We start from the raw sequence: 15,228 nt of genomic DNA on the forward strand, positions 1-15,228 counted from the left end.
GGGAGGACGTCAACTCTCGCGCCTGTTGCCGCCCCGGCACGGCGCGGTGAGCAAGCTGGTGTCGGTGCATCCCGGCAACACCGGTCGCGGGCTCCCGGCGATCTCCGCGACGGTGCTCGCGCTGGATGCCGAAACCGGTCTGCCGGTGGCCACGATGGCCGCCACGGCGCTGACCGAGCTGCGCACGGCCGCGGCCAGCGCGGTCGCCATCGACGCGCTGGCCCCGACCTCGGCCGACGAGCTGGCGGTGCTGGGCTCGGGAGTGCAGGCGCGGGCGCACGTGCGGGCGATCGCTCGGGTGCGGGGGGCTGCGCTCGGTGCGCTTGCACAGCCGCGACGCGGGCAGGCGCGAGCGCGCGGCCACGGAGCTGACCGAGGAACTCGGGCTGGACGTGCGGCCCGCGACGAGCGCGCGGGAGGCGGTGCGGGACGCTCCGCTCGTCGCGGCCTGCACGCTCAGCGAGACGCCGGTCGTGCCCACAGCGGACCTCGCCGCGGGTGCGACCGCGGTCAGCGTCGGCAGCTTCGAACCGCACCGGTGCGAGGTGGACGCCGAACTGCTGCGGCGCGCCGACTCGGTCGTCGTCGACGACGTCGGCACGGCGGCCGAGCACGCCGGACCGATCATGACCGCCCTCGCGGACGGTTCGGTGCGGCGAGCCGACTTGGCCGACCTCGGCTCGGTACTGGTGAACGAGTCCGAGGGCAGGCGGGGGAACGGCGACCTGGTCTTCTACAACTCCGTCGGCATCGGCGTCCAGGACGCCGCCGCGGCCCTCGCCGTCCTCGGCGGGCTTTGAGAGCTCACGGGTTCTCGAAGAGCTTGTAGTGCAGTCGCACCACCGGAGCCGACCACAGGCTGAGGCGGTGGTCGGTGCGCAGCGTTGCGCGCTCGTCGAGGTGGACGTGGAAGACCTCGTGCAGCGGGACGCGGGCGGCGAACGCGCGCCCGCCGTCCTCGACCACAACGTAGGCGCCGTTGTCGCCGAAACCACCTGCCGGCGAGCGCAGTTCGAGCGAACCGTCGGACAGCGCGGTGGGCCGGAGGAACACTTGCAGGTTGCCGGATTCGAGCGGGAACGTCACGTGCACGCTGGGGCTCTCCGCGTCTGGCAACACCCTCGTCGAGTAGCGGCCGCTGAATACGTACTCACCGGTCGAGCGCAGTTTGCGGATCCACCCGGCGGCCTGCTGGTCGCCGCCGGGACCGATGATCGGAACCACCTTGCTGTCCATGCCCCGGGCGACCTCGAGCGGGCGGGTCGGCAACGCGAGCTGCTGCACGCGACGCCCGAACAGCCGGGAGACCAGCTCGCCCGCCGGTTGGAATAGCGGGTGCCACTGGGTCCACACCTCCATGCCCCAGGCGGACGTGCGTTCGTAGAAGTCCCGGATCGACCGGTGCAGGTCGCTCGCCCGGAAACCCGGCCCGTCCAGGTGCGAGAAGTCGGCCAGCAGACCTGCGGCCGATCCTTCGCGGAGCGCGCCGTCTCCGGCGGCCGACTCGGGTAGCCAGCCTTCGCCGATGCGGGGGCTGTCGTGCATCGGCGCGTCCAGCCAGCGGTGGGCGCCGGCGAGATCGACGGGTCTGCCGCTGAAGCGCCAGAACAGACGAGTGGTTCGGTCCAGACGTGACATCCGTGGGCGCACGCGGAACAGTCTGTCAAACCGGTGTCGGGCCATGCGGCGGCTTCGAAGCTATGGTTCTCGCGCGCCGCGGTGGAAGGGATGGACTCAGTGGGTTACGCAGCACGTTTCGAGCAGGAACTGGAAGGCATCCGGTTGCCCGGCCGGGTGGGTATCGCGACCTGGCACCTCACCGAGCGGGAATCGGTGCTGCGGGGTGCCGAGCAGCCGGTGCACTCGGCCAGCACCATCAAGGTGATGGTCATGATCGCGGCGTTGCGCGCGGTGCGCGACGGCCGTCTCGATCTGGACGAGTGGGTGGAGCTGCCGCAGCAGCGCACCGGGGGAACCGGGATCCTGCCCGAGCTGCCCAGCGTCTCCCGGACGTCGCTGCGGGACCTGATCAACCTGATGATCGTGATCAGCGACAACGCGGCCACCAACGCCGTCATCGACCGGGTCGGATTCGAACCCGTCGCCGACTGCGCGGCCGACCTGGGCTGCCGGGCGACCCGGGTCGAGCGGCACATCGGCGATGTCGACGCGCCCGGTGCGCTGCGCACCACCGCCCTCGACCAGGCGCGGGCGATGTCCGCGCTGGCCGAGGGCGAGGCGCTCCCGCCGGAGCTCACCGCGCACGCGCTCGACGTGCTGGCCCGGCAGCAGGTCATCGATCGGCTGCCCGCCCTGCTCCCGGAACGAGCCCGGTTCTGGAACAAGACCGGCGAGATCAAGGGGCTGCGCCACGACGTCGCCCTGCTCGGCCGAGCACGGCCCGAGGTCGTCGTGGCCGTGCTGGTCGACGAGCTCACCGACCCGATCTCCACCAAGGGCTACCGGGGCGGTCCCGGAGCGGAGGCGATCTCAGCAGTCGGACGAGCGTCTTGGCACGCCTTGACCTCCGGCGAAGCCACCGGTGGCTGACTCGGGGAGGTGTTTCAGTCGCGGTTCGCGCGGCGGCGCGGGTAGCGGAACCTCGGACGCCGCCGGGCTGCGGCGTCCGCGACTCGAGCAGCGACCTGCGCGGCGGCGGCTGTCCTCGCCCGGCGACGTCTGAGAACCCGCAGCGGTGCGGGCGGTTCCGCACCTGGAACAGCGGCTCAGCCACGAACTGAATGGACCCTTCAGCCCGCGACCGGGTTCCACGGCATCGACGGTGTGTAGAACGACTCCACCGTTGGCGGGCCGGGGATCCCGGACACGCGCGCACCGCTCAGCGGTGTGTTGTACCGCAGCTCTTCGTCGAAGTAGCGCCTGCAGTGCCGGTGCCAGTTGAGGATTCCGGCCATCCAGTCCTGCAGCTCGGTCGCGTACTGCTCCAGGACCCGGCGCGCCTCGGTGCCGAGCTCGAACTCCTCGAACAGGTTCGGAAGTCCCACCTCGACGGTGTGCTGGAACTGCTCGAGCCGGGTGTGCAGCAGGCCGTAGCTGATGTCGAAGGCGCGTTCCAGATCGCAGTCCAGGAAGTTCTGCACCACCAGGACCGCGTTGTGCACCTCGCCCTCGAACTCGATCTCCTTGCGGAACGAGAACAGGTCGTTGATCATCGTCGCCACGTCGCTGGCGGAGCTCTCCATGTTGCGGATGGTGCGGTTCTCGTAGATCTCCGGCGGCACGACGTTGCCGTGCGAGAAGCGCGACAGGCTCATCGTGAGGTCCGAACCGAAGGTGCGCGGGCGCATGTTGAAGTAGTCCACCGGATCCGGCACCCGGTTCTGGTGCTGGTTGTCCAGCTCCCAGACCCAGCTGTCGATCATCGTGCAGATCGCCTGCCGGAAGGTCTCCTGCTGCCCGGCGTCCATCGGCGCGCTGGTGCGACGCCACAGGTCGAGCAGCGAACGCTCCAGCATGTTCACCGGCACCACCTCGGTGCTCGCGCCGTCGAGCGGCATCAGCTCCTTGAGCCGGGCGTTCTGCGCCTTCGCCCCCGCCAGATCGCGGGTGTGCCCGTACAGCTGCGGGTACATGTCGTCGCCGTAGGTGCCCCAGACGAGCCACTCGGAGGCCAGCTCGAGCTCCTCGCGGGTCGCGTCCGGGTCGAGACCGGCCGCGCAGTGCGGGAGGTCGTTCATCCGGAGCGCGTCCTCGTCCCAGATCGCCGGGGCGTCGACGAACATCCCCATTTCGCGGGACCACTCGACGACGTCATCGCGCACGGCGTCCAGGTGCGGGCTCAGCTGCACCTGGTACGGCAGCTCGATCTCGCGCAGCTGGATCGGCCCGACCCGCTGGAACGGGACGTGGCTGAACCCCCGGATGCGTTGCGGCGCGGTGGAAACCAGCGACTTGCCGATGTAGGCGCCGGCGGTCCCCAGGCCCGTCGGACCGCCGAGCACCGCGGTGGAACCGCCGCCGTCCGGGTACCGGCCGGACTGCATGTGCCACTCGTGCCCGCCGGACTGCCAGTCCTGCAGGCCCTTCGCGTAGCCCAGCACGGCGAGCCGCCCGGCCGGGTCGATCCCGAACTCGTCGAGCAGCCGGGGGACTTCGGTGAGCGCGGTGTGCTCGAACTGGTGCAGCCGCGAGGTCAGCAGGTCGTTGACCGTGTCCGCGGCCTCCTGGGTGTCGCAGCCGAGGAACTTCTCGAAGACCAGCACGCCGTTGCTGAGCTCGCCCTCGTCCAAGACCTCGCGGTCGTAGGAGAACAGGTCGTTGCGCAGGTGCACGGCGTCCGAGAACGTGTCCCGAAGCACCTGCAGCGGGCGGGTTTCGGCGATCGCCGCGGGTACCTCCGCGCCCGCGGCGTGCTCCACCAGGTTCGCCGACCACGGCGCCCCGCCGACCTTGCGGCGCATCTCGATGTACTCGATGGGGTTGGAGAGGCGCTCTTCGGTGATGTTGGCCAGTTCCCACAGCGACTCGTCCAGCAGGTGCTTGGTGTTGTCGGCGAATCGCTGGCGCCAATCGACGGTCATCGAGGGAACCGTGCGCTGCCACAGATCCGCCAGGCCCGCCTCAACCGGGTTCCTCGGCTCCTCGGTGATCGGGCCCTCGATCGGCATGAACGCGCGCAGCCGGTCCAGGTGTTCGCGGGCCGAGCCGAGGTCGGGGGAGCGCTTGTACAGCTCGACGAAGTGATCGTCGAAGTAGAAGACCCACACGTACCAGTCGGTGACCAGGTCGAGCTCGTCACCGTCGCAGTCGGGGTGGGTGTAGGCGCAGAGCAGCGCGTAGTCGTGCTTGTCCAGGTCGGTTTCGGTCCAGATCTCCTTGCCCTGCTGCGGGACGTCGATCATCTCCATCTGCCGCGCCCACCGCTTGCTGTGCTCGCGGGCGCGCTGCAGGTTCGGATTCAGACGAGCCGGGTAGGAGAGGTAGAAGTCCGGCAGTCGAAAGGACGGCATGTCGGCTTGGCCTCCTCGGAGATGGTGTCCCGTCGCAGGAGCGACGAAACCAGGCCGTCGCGGCGCGGTCGATGCCGCGACTGCCGTTGCACACGATCGGGAAAACGGGTCGCTCACATAGCCCAGCGGCTCACCCGATCTTGATCACCGGCTGTGCACGATCTCCCCGTCGACCATGGTCAGGTCCACGCCGCAATGTCCGATTTCCGCCCGTGTCAAGGAGAACGGGTCGCTGTCGAGGACCACCAGATCCGCGGCCTTGCCCGCTTCGACGCTGCCGGTCTCGCGCTCGGCGTGGTTGACCCACGCGCTGCCAGCAGTGTAGGCGGCGAGCGCGTCGATGAGGTCCAAGGACTCCTCGGCGCCGAGGGGTTCGTCGCTGCCCGGTTCGCTGCGATTGACCGCCACGTGCACGGCGAGCAGCGGGTCCGCCTCCGAGACCGGCCAGTCGCTGCCCGCCGCCAGCACCGCCCCGGCGCCGCGCAATGACCGGAACGGGTACTGCCACCCGGACCGGGTGTGGCCGAGCTTGGGGACGGTCAGCTCGGTCATCGACGGGTCGTTGACGGCCCAGCGCGGTTGCACCGTCGCGGCCACCCCGAGCTCGCGGAAGCGGCCGATGTCGCTGGGGTGCACCACTTGCGCGTGCGCGATCTGGTGGCGCGGGCCGGCCGAGGGGGCCGCCTGCAACGCGTCCAGCGCGTCGCGCACCGCGCGGCCGCCGACCGCGTGGAAGTGCAGGCCGAATCCCTCGCTCGCCAACCGCGGCACCGCCTCGGCCAGCAGGCTCGGCGGGACGAAGGACATGCCGGTGCCGCCATCGCCGAGGTAGGGCATCCGCATCGCGGCCGTGGCGTTCTCGCAGACGCCGTCCAGCATGATCTTCACGTTCTCGGCGCGGAAGCGGTCGCCCCGGGCCCGGGAGCGGCGCTCGACGAGCTCCGGGATCTGGTCGAGGCCGCGCTCGCGGTCCCACCACAGCGCGCCGCGCGCCTTGCCGGTCAGCAGCCCTCGCCGGTCGGCCGTCCGGTAGGTCTCCAGCAGGTCGTCGTAGCCCAGGTAGTCGCCGATGATCGCGTCGTGCCAGGAGGTCACGCCCCGCTCGTGCAGGTGCCGCTGCCCCTCCGCGAGCCCGGCCAGGTAGTGCTCGGCGTCCACCTCCGGCAGCGCCCGCGTCACCAGCCGGGTGGCCCCCTCGTGCAGCGTGCCGTCCGGGCGTCCGGCCGGATCGCGCTCGATGCGGCCGTCCGGAGGGTCCGGCGTGTTCCGGTCCACCCCGGCCAGTCGTAGCGCCGCGGAGTTCACCCAGGCCCCGTGCTGGTCGCGGTTGACCAGGTAGGCGGGCCGGTCCCCGGTGACGGAATCCAGCGCCCGGCGGGTCGGCCAGCCGTCGGCGAAGTGACCCATGTCCCATCCGCTGCCGAGCAGCCACTGCTGCCTCGGGTGCGCGCGCAGGTGCGCGGCGACCCGGCTCAAGCAGTCCGCGGCGTCAGCGGCGTCCGAGAGGTCGCAGCGCAGCCGCTGGAGACCGCCGAAGACGGGGTGGACGTGGGCGTCGTGCATGCCCGGCAGCAGTAGCCTGCCGCGCAGCGGCACCACCTCGGTGCGCGGACCCGCGCGCTCCCGCACGGCCTGTTCGCCGAGCGCGGCGATCCGCCCGTCCCGCACGAGCACCGCATCGGTGAACGAGCGGGCGGCGTCCATGGTGGCCACCGGGCCGTCGACGAAGGCGACCTCGGGCACGGCGCGGCCTAGTTCCGCGACTCGCCGGTGATCAGCGAAACGGCGAGCTCCTGCTGCGAGTCGCTGACCTCGGGAAGCTGGAAGTCCAAGCCCCGGATGTGCTCGAGCAGCTCCGGTTCCGGTGCCACCCCGTGCGTGCGCAAGTAGTAGCCGACCGCGCCGGGCCAGACCCAGCTGCCGTCGGTGTGGAAGGTCATCGGCACCGAGGCGGGACCCTTCGGGTCGAGCCGATCGGTGTCGTAGCTGCGCGCGGCCAGCACTATCGGCGCGCGTTCCAGGAAGTCGATCACGCGGTCGCGCTCGGCGGGGGCGATGTCCGGGCGATCGGTGATCGGACGCCCGTCGTCGTCGAACACCTCGGCCGTGCGCAGGGCGCCGCTCGTGTCGTGGCCGGGTCCTGCCGTCGAGTCGTGGAACCACTCCGGAACCGCCGACTCGGGACGCGGATAGCGGCGCAGCTCCTCGGCGTAGGCCTGCGGAGGGGGAGCGGTTCGCCAGTTCGGGCGGTATTCGCCGTTGAAGTCCACCGTGTAGCTGCCGGGCCGCTGCAAGCGGTAGAGCGCGCTGACCCAGGTGCCGCGGTCGGGCCGGTACATGCCGTCGCGCAAGCGGGTGAAGAGCTCGGCGGCTTCGGCGGGCACGGCGAGGGGGATGGCGCTTCCGTTCGGGGCCTTCAGCTGCGCGATGGTCTCCCGGTGCTCACCTACCGCCCGGTACTCGACGGTGGCCTCGTTCCACCCGGGAGGCAACGCGCGCACGATCACCCGGCCGATCTCCTGGATCAGCTGCTGCTGCGCCGACTCGTCCAGCGATCCCGGCTGGACACCTGGTCCCGGTTGACTCATGCTGCTCATCCTTCCAAAAGGGCAACGCGCCCGCGTCCGGATCCCCCAGGTTCCGGCGCGGCCGGGAGAGCGCTGTCGAACGGTTCGCGAATCGCAGCCTAGGGCCGAGCCGCACCGCCGTGGGCCGGTCGAGTTGATCTCGTTACGCAGCGGGCCCTTCCGGCGATTAACCGGGAGAAATCCACCCGTTCCAGCCACGTAACCCTTGTTCGAAGCGATGATTGTTGACAATCCGGCTCGTTGAACCTTAGCTTCGAGCTACACCCCGGGCGGACGTGGGAGGTGGGCCTTGTGCTACTCGAACCGAACCTTCTTGCGCGTCCGGCCCGACCCCTTACCGCCTTCCACGGCTTTCGGCGTCTCGCCTTAGCACATTCCTGATCGGGATCCGGTCAAATCGGGCGTAAATGCGCCCGCACTTGTTATGCGCTCTGAAAGGAGGTTCGGCCCATGGGACTCGTCGGCGGCGAACCGCTCATGAAGGTGACCTGGACGGATTCGGTGACAGGCCGCAACGGCTATCTCGTCGTGCACAGCCTGGTTTCCGGTCTCGCCACCGGCGGGACCCGGATGCGCGCCGGCTGCACCATGGAGGAGGTGGAGCACCTGGCGCGCGGCATGGCCCGCAAGACCGCGGTGTTCGACCTGCCGGTGGGCGGCGCCAAGGGCGGGATCGACTGCGACCCGAAGGATCCCGAGGCCAAGGGAGTGCTGCGGCGGTTCCTGCACGCGATGCGGCCGTGGCTGGACGCGCACTGGGTGACCGCGGAGGACCTGGGCGTGCCGCAGCACTTGATCGACGACGCCTTCGCCGAGCTGGGGATGCACCAGAGCTACCACGCCGCGATCACCCGCGCCCCGGACGTCGAGCGCACGCTGCGCCGGGTGCGCGCCGGGCTGAACGCCCCGGTGCCGGGCGGGCTGCTGCTCGGTGATGTGGTCGGCGGCTACGGCGTGGCGCAGTGCTGCCTCGGCGTGCTGCACGCCCGCGACTGGCAGGCCCCGGAGACCACGGTCGGGGTGCAAGGCGTCGGCACCATGGGCGGTGGCGCCGCGTACTACCTGCACGAAGCGGGCCTGAAGGTGGTGGCGATGGCCGACGCGGCCGGCACCCTCTACCACCCGGACGGCCTGGACGTGCCGGCGTTGCTGGACGCTCGGGACCGCTTCGGCGAGATCGACCGCGACCAGGTTCCCGAGGACGTCGCCCGGCTGCCCCGCGAGGCGGTGCTCTCGATCGAGGTGGACGTGCTCATCCCGGCGGCGGTCTCGTTCGCCATCTCCGAGGCGCAGGTGCCGTCCGTCGCCGCGCGGGTCATCGTCGAGGCGGCCAACAACCCGGTCACCCCGGAAGCGGAGGAGATGCTGGCGGCTCGCGGGATTCCGGTGATTCCGGACTTCGTGGCCAACGCGGGCGCCGCCGCATGGGCCTGGTGGCTGCTGATGGGCCGGGTCGACGCCGACCCGGTGCTGTCCTTCCAGGTGCTGCGGGAGGAGATGCTGGCCAAGATTCCGCCGCTGCTTGCCTCCTGGGACACCGAGGGGCACACGCCGAGGGACGCCGCGCTGCTGATGGCCGAGCGGCGCACCGAGCAGAACCGGGCGGCCGAGGAGCAGGGGCAGGCGCTGCTGAGCATTCCGTGACCGGGTAGGTCTCGCGCGGGCGGCGCGAGGGGCGCGCGGTTGCTTCGGCGCGCGATCGTGCCGCCCGTGCTCGATCGGGAACGGAAGTTGAAAGTCGTTCAGCAGCAGCCCGAACCGGCCCTCGAGGGCCGGTTCGGGCTGCTCGGACGCGGTCGCCTGACTGCGTGCGATCGACGTGTGACAACCTGCTACCGGAGTGCTAGCGTTACTGGTGGTTGCGGTTTTGGTCCCAGCGTTACTGCGAAGTGCCTGCCAGAACGCAGGCGCTTTTTTTGTGCCGCGATGCTCGTTCCGCGGGTGGGTGATCAGCTCGGCGACCGGGGGTCTGCGCAGTGTTGACCCTGGCCAGTAGAAACAGGGAGTAACAAGGAATGGCTACCGGTACGGTCAAGTGGTTCAACGCGGAGAAGGGCTACGGGTTCATCACCCCGGACGGCGGCGGCTCTGACGTCTTCGCCCACTACTCCGCCATCGATGCCACTGGTTTCCGCACGCTGGACGAGAACCAGCGCGTGGAATTCGACATCGCCGAGGGACCGAAGGGCCCGCAGGCCGCGGGTATCCGCACCATCTGACGAGATCGGACTTTCCGGCGGCGGCGGGCAGCGGCCGCCCGCGGCCTGGCTCGTCGCCCCGGAAGGTCCGTCGGTTCGTGGTCGATCTTGCCGCTGCCGGCCCGAGAGGCCGCAGCCCGAACCGCGCTCCCGCGCCGTCGCGCGGTCGAGTTCGCGGTCTAAGCAGACATCTTCAGTTTGAGGCTTGCGGGGCGGTGCAGGTGGCGGAACCTGACGCGCCGTGTGGCTGCGGGATCCGCTCCTTGAGTAGCAACCTACGCGGCGTCGCGACTGTCCTCGCCACACGACGCGTCAGAACCCGCGGCGGCGCAGGCTGAGTCCCACACCGCATGCGGCTCCGCCGCATAGTGCAAGGACCGCTAAATCCGAGATTTTTTCACCCGATACGGGGTGCGCACAGACGGTAGCCTCGGGCCCGCGAAACATTGTGCTGGAGCAGGTCCGAGAGGTCAGTAGTGCCGCTGCGTGTGGTTGTTGCCGGTGCCACCGGTGTTGTCGGTCGAAAGTTGCTTCCGCTCCTGCGCGAACGTGAACATCACGTCACCGCGCTGGTGCGCAAGACCGACCGGCTGGAAGACGTGCCAGCCGACGAGGTCGTCGTCGCCGACGTGCTCGACCTGGAAGGGCTTTCCGACCGCCTCCGCGAGAGCGGACCCGACGTGGTCATCGACCAGACGACCGGTTTCGGCGCGGCGGATCGGGACGAGGCGATGCGCCGCACGGCGAAGCTGCGCGCCAGCGGCTCGAAGAACCTCCTGGACGCGGCGGTGCAGGCAGGCGCGCGCAGGTTCATCGCGCCCGGCATGACCGCCGCCTACCGCCCGCACGGCCACGACGTCCTGGACGAGGAAGCCCCACTGTGGACGGAGGCGCCGGGTTGCTGGGGCGAGGTGGTCCGCGCGCTGGCGTCCATGGAGGAAGAGGTGCTGACCCGCGCGGGCATCGAGGGTTTCGTGCTGCGCTACGGCTCGCTGTACGGCCCGGACACCGAGTACGCGCCGGGCGGCGACATCCACGCGCGGGTGTGCGGCAGCGAGCTGCCGCTGGTGGTGGACGGAATGGGTTTGACCTCGTTCACGCACGTCGACGACGCTGCCGGGGTGGTCCTGGAATTCCTCGAGGGCGGCGACCCGGGCGTCTACAACGTGGTCGACAACGAACCCGCCGAGTGCTCGGAATGGCTGCCCGCCTACGCCAGGATGGCCGGTGGGCCCGCGCCGGTCTCGCTGACCGCGGACCAGGCCAAGGCTCAGCTGGACTGGTTGACCGTCCACCAGCTCACGGAGCAGCGCGGCGCGACGAACTTCCGGATCCGAGAGACGCTCGGTTGGCGGCCCACCTGGCCGAGCTGGCGCGAGGGCTTCGCGAACCTCTTCGGCCTCTGGCCGGGCTGAGGAACGCAGCACGGACATTCCGGGTGCAGGGCTCGTGACAGTTCTGCCTAAGGAGACATTTCAGTTTGCGGTTTGCGTGGCGGTGCCGGGAGCGGAACCTCAGACGCCGCCGGGCTGCGGGATCCGCTCCTTGAGTAGCGGCCTACGCGGCGCCGCGGCTGTCCTCGCCCGACGACGTCTGAGAACCCGTGGCGGCGCAGGCTGAGCCCCCACCTGAACCAGCGGCCCCACCGCATTCTGCAAGGACCCCTGAAACTGTGCGGCAACGGGCGGCTGGTCGGTACCGGGAACCGCTCGGGCGTGGGTTAATTCGCGTCGGCGTCGGCGTGCGTCGCCCCGCGACCGGTCTCGACGTCGATCGATCCGGCATCCCGCAACAGCCCGCGTCCCAGCTCGTCAACTTCGGACAGTAGCGCAGCAGCGCACCGAGGATTGGTTGCCCAGCACGGCTTTCCGATGGCAGTGGCGGTGAAGCGCGGCCCGTTCTCGGTTCGGCTTCCGGATGCGGCGTTCCGTCCTCCAAGACTTTCGGCAGCAGGTCGTTCACCAGGGCGGCGTTGGCGGCGATCGCGGCGCGACGGTGGTGGTGACCGCACCGGTGAGCGTGGGTGACCGCGATCGCTCCGTGGATCTGACCTCGCGCGGCGGGTTTCCTGCCAGTGGGACGGGCTGGGCCGCGGTTGTTCGGAGGTCTAGGTTCGTGGTGGTAGGACCGATTCGCGGGGAGAGGGCATGACCACCACCGAAGCGCTACGGGAACTGCTGCCGGAAGGCCGGGTGTTCGACGACCCGGACGTGCTGGCCGCGCACAGCCGCGACCGGGCCACGTTCTGCCCCGCGGGAACCCCGGCCGCCCTCGTCCGCGCGCGGAGCACCGAGGACGTCTCCGCGGTGCTGCGCTGGGCCAACGAGCACGGGGTGGCGGTCGTGCCGCAGGGCGCCCGGTCGGGGCTCTCCGGAGCGGGCAACGCCCTGGACGGGTGCGTGCTGCTGTCGCTGGAGAAGATGGACGCCATCATCGGCATCGACCCCGAGGAGCAGGTCGCGGTGGTGCAGCCCGGTGTGATCAACGGTGCGCTGGCCGCGGCCGTCGCCGAACGCGGTCTGTTCTACCCGCCGGATCCGGGCTCCCGCAGCATTTCCACCATCGGCGGCAACGTCTCCACCAACGCGGGCGGCATGTGCTGCGTGAAATATGGTGTGACGGGTGATTTCGTCCGCGGTCTGGAGGTCGTCCTCGCCGACGGGCGAGTGATGCGCACCGGGCGCCGCACCGCCAAGGGCGTCGCGGGATACGACCTGACCCGCCTGATGGTGGGCGCCGAGGGGACGCTCGGCGTGGTCACCGAGGTGACCCTGTCGCTGCGGCCCGCCAGCGCGCAGCCGTTGACCGCGGTGGCGTTCTTCCCGGAACTCGCCGACTCGGCGCGCACCGTCAGCGGGTTCCTGGCCGAGGGCCATCGGCCGTCGGTGCTGGAGTTCATGGACGCCTCCTCGGTGAAGGCGGTCCAGCAGATCGCCGATCTGGGCTTCCCCGAGGGTATGGCGGCGATGCTGCTGGTGCAGTCCGATCTGGGAGATGCCGCCCCGGCCGAGCTCGCGGCCTTCGAGAAGGTCGCGACCGCGATGGGCGCCGCCGAGGTCGTGGTCTCCGACAGCGTTGCCGAGGGCGAAATGCTCATGCAGGCTCGCCGCCTGGTCGGTGACGCGCACGAGAAGCTCGGCAAGGCCCTGCTGATCGACGACGTGTGCGTGCCGCGCAGGCGTCTGGAGGAGATGGTGACCGGGCTGAAGCGCGTCGAGGCCGAGCACCGGGTGCAGGTGCTGTGCGCCGGGCACGCCGGGGACGGCAACATGCATCCGGTGGTCGCCTTCGACGAGTCCGACGCCGACGAGACCGCACGCGCGCACCAGGCGTTCGACGCGATCATGGCGCTCGGCCTGGAGCTGGGTGGCACGATCACCGGTGAGCACGGCGTCGGTCAGCTCAAGCGCGACTGGCTCGGCCGGGAGCTCGACGAGGCCGGTCTGTCGACCTCGCACGCGATCAAACGCGCGCTCGACCCGAACGACATCCTCAACCCGGGCAGGGTGCTGCCGGAGGCGTCGTAGGCCCGCATCCGGAGTCGAACGACGCGCGGGATCGCCGCGGTATGCCCGGCTGCACGGCGCGTTGGAACCAGCGGTGCCGCTGATCGGGTGATTCGCCCGCACCGGTCGGGTGGTCGAGCCACCCGACCGGGCAGGGGGTTCCCGCCCCTGCCCGGTCCCACGAGCGGTCAGTCGTGCTCGTAGGCGTCGTCGAGCGGCTCCTCGCGGTGCTGATCGACCAGGTCGGCGGGATCGGCGTCGAGCGGCCGATCGGTGGGTGCGACCTCGTTCTCCTCGGGGATCTCGTCGGCCTGACGGGCCTGTTCGGCGGCGTCGGCGTCGGGCGTTTCGGGACTCATCCAACCTCCTGCTGGCTGCGGCGGCGCACTAGACGTTACGAGCGGGGCGTCCAGCCCGCGACACCACGATTGTGCGTGCCGGGCCGGTCAGGTATCGACGGGCTCCCCGGTGGCGAGTCGAGCGTGCCGGATGCCGTAGAGGAAGTAGATCGCCAGGCCCACCACGAGCCACGCACCGAACCGGATCCAGGTCAGGATGTCGAGGTTGGCCATCAGGTACAGGCAGGCCAGCGCCGCGACGATCGGCAGCACCGGGGAGAACGGCGCCCGGAACGGCCGGTTCAGGTTCGGCCGGGTGCGCCGCAGCACCGGAACCGCCACGCACACGATCAGGAATCCGGACAAGGCCCCGATGCTGACCATGTCGGAGAGCTCGGAGATCGGGACGAACGCGGCCAGCAGCGCGATCAGCGCAGCCGCGCCGATGGTCACCAGGTGCGGCGTTCCGCGCCTGCGGTGCACCCGGGAGATCCGCTGCGGTAGCAGCCCGTCCCGCCCCATCGCGAACCCGATCCGGCCGATGGTCACGAGGTTCACCAGCATGACGGAGGTCAGCCCGGTCACCGCGCCGAGGGAGATCACCGCCGCCACCCAGGGCTGCCCGACGGTCTGGAACGCCGCGGCCAGCGGAGCGCCCTCGTCGAGCTGCCGGTAGTCGATCATCGCCGCGAGCACGATCGCGACCAGGACGTAGATCAGCGTGCAGGCGATCAGGCTGCCCAGCAGGCCCACCGGCAGGTCGCGGCGCGGTCTGCGGGTCTCCTCGCCGAGGTTGGCGAGTGCCTCGAAGCCCGTGTAGGCGAAGAACACCACGGCCGCTGCGGTGAGCACGCCGCCGAAGCCGTAGACCGACTGCTCGATGCCCGCCACCGCTTGCAGCAGCGGCTGTTCGAGCGCGCCGGTGCTGGCCTCGGGCGGCCGTGCCGGTGGCACGAACGGATCCAGGTTGGCGCCGTTGAAGAAGAACAGCCCGGCCACGATCACCAGAACGCACACCGAGACCTTGATGACCACCAGGCCGTTGGTCAGCCAGGACGATTCCCGGATGCCCGCGACGGCCACCACCGCGAGCACCGCGATGATCAGCACCGCGCCGAGGTTGATCGGTGCGTCCTCGCCGAACCACTGACCGGGGAGGCCGAGCAGGTTGGCGACGTAACCCGACCAGCTGCGGGCCACCACGGCCACGCCGAGGGAGAACTCGAGGAGCAGGTCCCACCCGATGATCCAGGCGAACAGCTCACCGAGGGTCGCGTAGGCGTAGGTGTAGGCGCTGCCCGCGGTCGGCACCGAGGCCGCCAGCTCCGCGTAGCACAGCGCCGCCAGCGCGGCGACGATCCCGCCGATCAGGAACGACAGCACCACGGCTGGGCCCGCGTGCTCCTTCGCCTCGACCCCGGCGAGGGTGAACACACCGGTACCGATGATCACGCCGATGCCGAATCCGATGAGATCCCTGCCGGTCAGCCGGCGTTGCAGGCTGCTCCGCTCGCCGCGTGCCAGCACGTCCTCGACGGGCAGCGTTCGCAGTAGACTCACGAGTTCGAACGGTAGAAGACCGACCGGGGATCGGCTCGATCACCCCGTGCGCGGGGTGATCGAATCCG

12 protein-coding genes and 1 pseudogene are annotated in these 15,228 nt (G+C 70.4%); 7 read left to right on the forward strand and 6 right to left on the reverse strand.

The genetic code is table 11. The features are described from left to right. Positions 1–64: 64 nt before the first annotated feature. Both ABD289_RS15155 and ABD289_RS15160 read left to right on the forward strand, forming a co-directional pair. Positions 65–244 (forward strand): annotated as a pseudogene (locus tag ABD289_RS15155) (ornithine cyclodeaminase family protein); the annotation flags it as partial. A gap of 73 nt (positions 245–317) precedes the next feature. After that, positions 318–800 (forward strand): hypothetical protein, encoded by a 483-nt coding sequence (locus tag ABD289_RS15160; protein WP_344132143.1) that lies wholly within the window; start codon positions 318–320, stop codon positions 798–800. A gap of 4 nt (positions 801–804) precedes the next feature. Here ABD289_RS15160 and ABD289_RS15165 read toward each other — a convergent pair whose 3' ends face one another. Then, the gene (locus tag ABD289_RS15165; protein ID WP_344132146.1) at positions 805–1,650 is read right to left on the reverse strand and encodes a hypothetical protein; all 846 of its coding nucleotides are present in this window, start codon (positions 1,648–1,650) and stop codon (positions 805–807) included. 78 nt (positions 1,651–1,728) lie between these two features. Between ABD289_RS15165 and ABD289_RS15170 the strand changes: the two genes are divergently transcribed. Then, positions 1,729–2,550, forward strand: coding sequence for a serine hydrolase (locus ABD289_RS15170; RefSeq protein WP_344132149.1), 822 nt, complete (start codon positions 1,729–1,731; stop codon positions 2,548–2,550). A gap of 200 nt (positions 2,551–2,750) precedes the next feature. Here the strand turns inward: ABD289_RS15170 and ABD289_RS15175 are convergent, their stop codons facing one another. From ABD289_RS15175 to ABD289_RS15185, 3 genes are all read right to left on the reverse strand, one after another. Continuing rightward, on the reverse strand, positions 2,751–4,970 hold the full coding sequence (locus tag ABD289_RS15175; RefSeq protein ID WP_344132152.1) for a terpene synthase family protein: 2,220 nt from the start codon (positions 4,968–4,970) through the stop codon (positions 2,751–2,753). Positions 4,971–5,114: 144 nt separating this feature from the next. After that, the gene (locus ABD289_RS15180; protein WP_344132155.1) at positions 5,115–6,713 is read right to left on the reverse strand and encodes an amidohydrolase; all 1,599 of its coding nucleotides are present in this window, start codon (positions 6,711–6,713) and stop codon (positions 5,115–5,117) included. Positions 6,714–6,721: 8 nt separating this feature from the next. Then, positions 6,722–7,558 (reverse strand): hypothetical protein, encoded by an 837-nt coding sequence (locus ABD289_RS15185; protein WP_344132158.1) that lies wholly within the window; start codon positions 7,556–7,558, stop codon positions 6,722–6,724. Between the two features lie 450 nt (positions 7,559–8,008). Between ABD289_RS15185 and ABD289_RS15190 the strand changes: the two genes are divergently transcribed. From ABD289_RS15190 to ABD289_RS15205, 4 genes are all read left to right on the forward strand, one after another. Continuing rightward, a complete protein-coding gene (locus ABD289_RS15190; protein ID WP_344132161.1) occupies positions 8,009–9,202 on the forward strand; it encodes a Glu/Leu/Phe/Val family dehydrogenase in 1,194 nt (397 codons plus the stop codon). 371 nt (positions 9,203–9,573) lie between these two features. Next, positions 9,574–9,777, forward strand: a complete 204-nt coding sequence (locus tag ABD289_RS15195) for a cold-shock protein (RefSeq protein ID WP_344132164.1) — start codon at positions 9,574–9,576, stop codon at positions 9,775–9,777. Positions 9,778–10,244: 467 nt separating this feature from the next. Beyond that, a complete protein-coding gene (locus tag ABD289_RS15200) occupies positions 10,245–11,171 on the forward strand; it encodes an NAD-dependent epimerase/dehydratase family protein (RefSeq protein ID WP_344132413.1) in 927 nt (308 codons plus the stop codon). 732 nt (positions 11,172–11,903) lie between these two features. Beyond that, on the forward strand, positions 11,904–13,283 hold the full coding sequence (locus tag ABD289_RS15205) for an FAD-binding oxidoreductase (protein WP_344132166.1): 1,380 nt from the start codon (positions 11,904–11,906) through the stop codon (positions 13,281–13,283). A gap of 167 nt (positions 13,284–13,450) precedes the next feature. On the opposite strand, the gene ABD289_RS15210 is transcribed toward ABD289_RS15205, so the two are convergent. Beyond that, positions 13,451–13,621: a hypothetical protein gene (locus ABD289_RS15210; RefSeq protein WP_344132168.1), complete on the reverse strand. Its 171-nt coding sequence runs from the start codon at positions 13,619–13,621 to the stop codon at positions 13,451–13,453. A gap of 87 nt (positions 13,622–13,708) precedes the next feature. Further along, on the reverse strand, positions 13,709–15,160 hold the full coding sequence (locus tag ABD289_RS15215) for an amino acid permease (RefSeq protein ID WP_344132170.1): 1,452 nt from the start codon (positions 15,158–15,160) through the stop codon (positions 13,709–13,711). Positions 15,161–15,228: the final 68 nt, after the last annotated feature.

Source organism: Saccharopolyspora halophila, assembly GCF_039531955.1.
GTDB classification, from domain to species: Bacteria; Actinomycetota; Actinomycetes; order Mycobacteriales; family Pseudonocardiaceae; genus Saccharopolyspora; species Saccharopolyspora halophila.

Excerpts from the sequence above, each read along its gene's own strand:
- ABD289_RS15185 (WP_344132158.1), bottom strand. The coding sequence starts at position 7,558 with ATGAGTCAACCGGGACCAGGTGTCCAGCCGGGATCGCTGGACGAGTCG.
- ABD289_RS15175 (WP_344132152.1), bottom strand. The coding sequence starts at position 4,970 with ATGCCGTCCTTTCGACTGCCGGACTTCTACCTCTCCTACCCGGCTCGT.
- ABD289_RS15195 (WP_344132164.1), top strand. The coding sequence starts at position 9,574 with ATGGCTACCGGTACGGTCAAGTGGTTCAACGCGGAGAAGGGCTACGGG.
- ABD289_RS15210 (WP_344132168.1), bottom strand. The coding sequence starts at position 13,621 with ATGAGTCCCGAAACGCCCGACGCCGACGCCGCCGAACAGGCCCGTCAG.
- ABD289_RS15190 (WP_344132161.1), top strand. The coding sequence starts at position 8,009 with ATGGGACTCGTCGGCGGCGAACCGCTCATGAAGGTGACCTGGACGGAT.
- ABD289_RS15205 (WP_344132166.1), top strand. The coding sequence starts at position 11,904 with ATGACCACCACCGAAGCGCTACGGGAACTGCTGCCGGAAGGCCGGGTG.
- ABD289_RS15170 (WP_344132149.1), top strand. The coding sequence starts at position 1,729 with ATGGACTCAGTGGGTTACGCAGCACGTTTCGAGCAGGAACTGGAAGGC.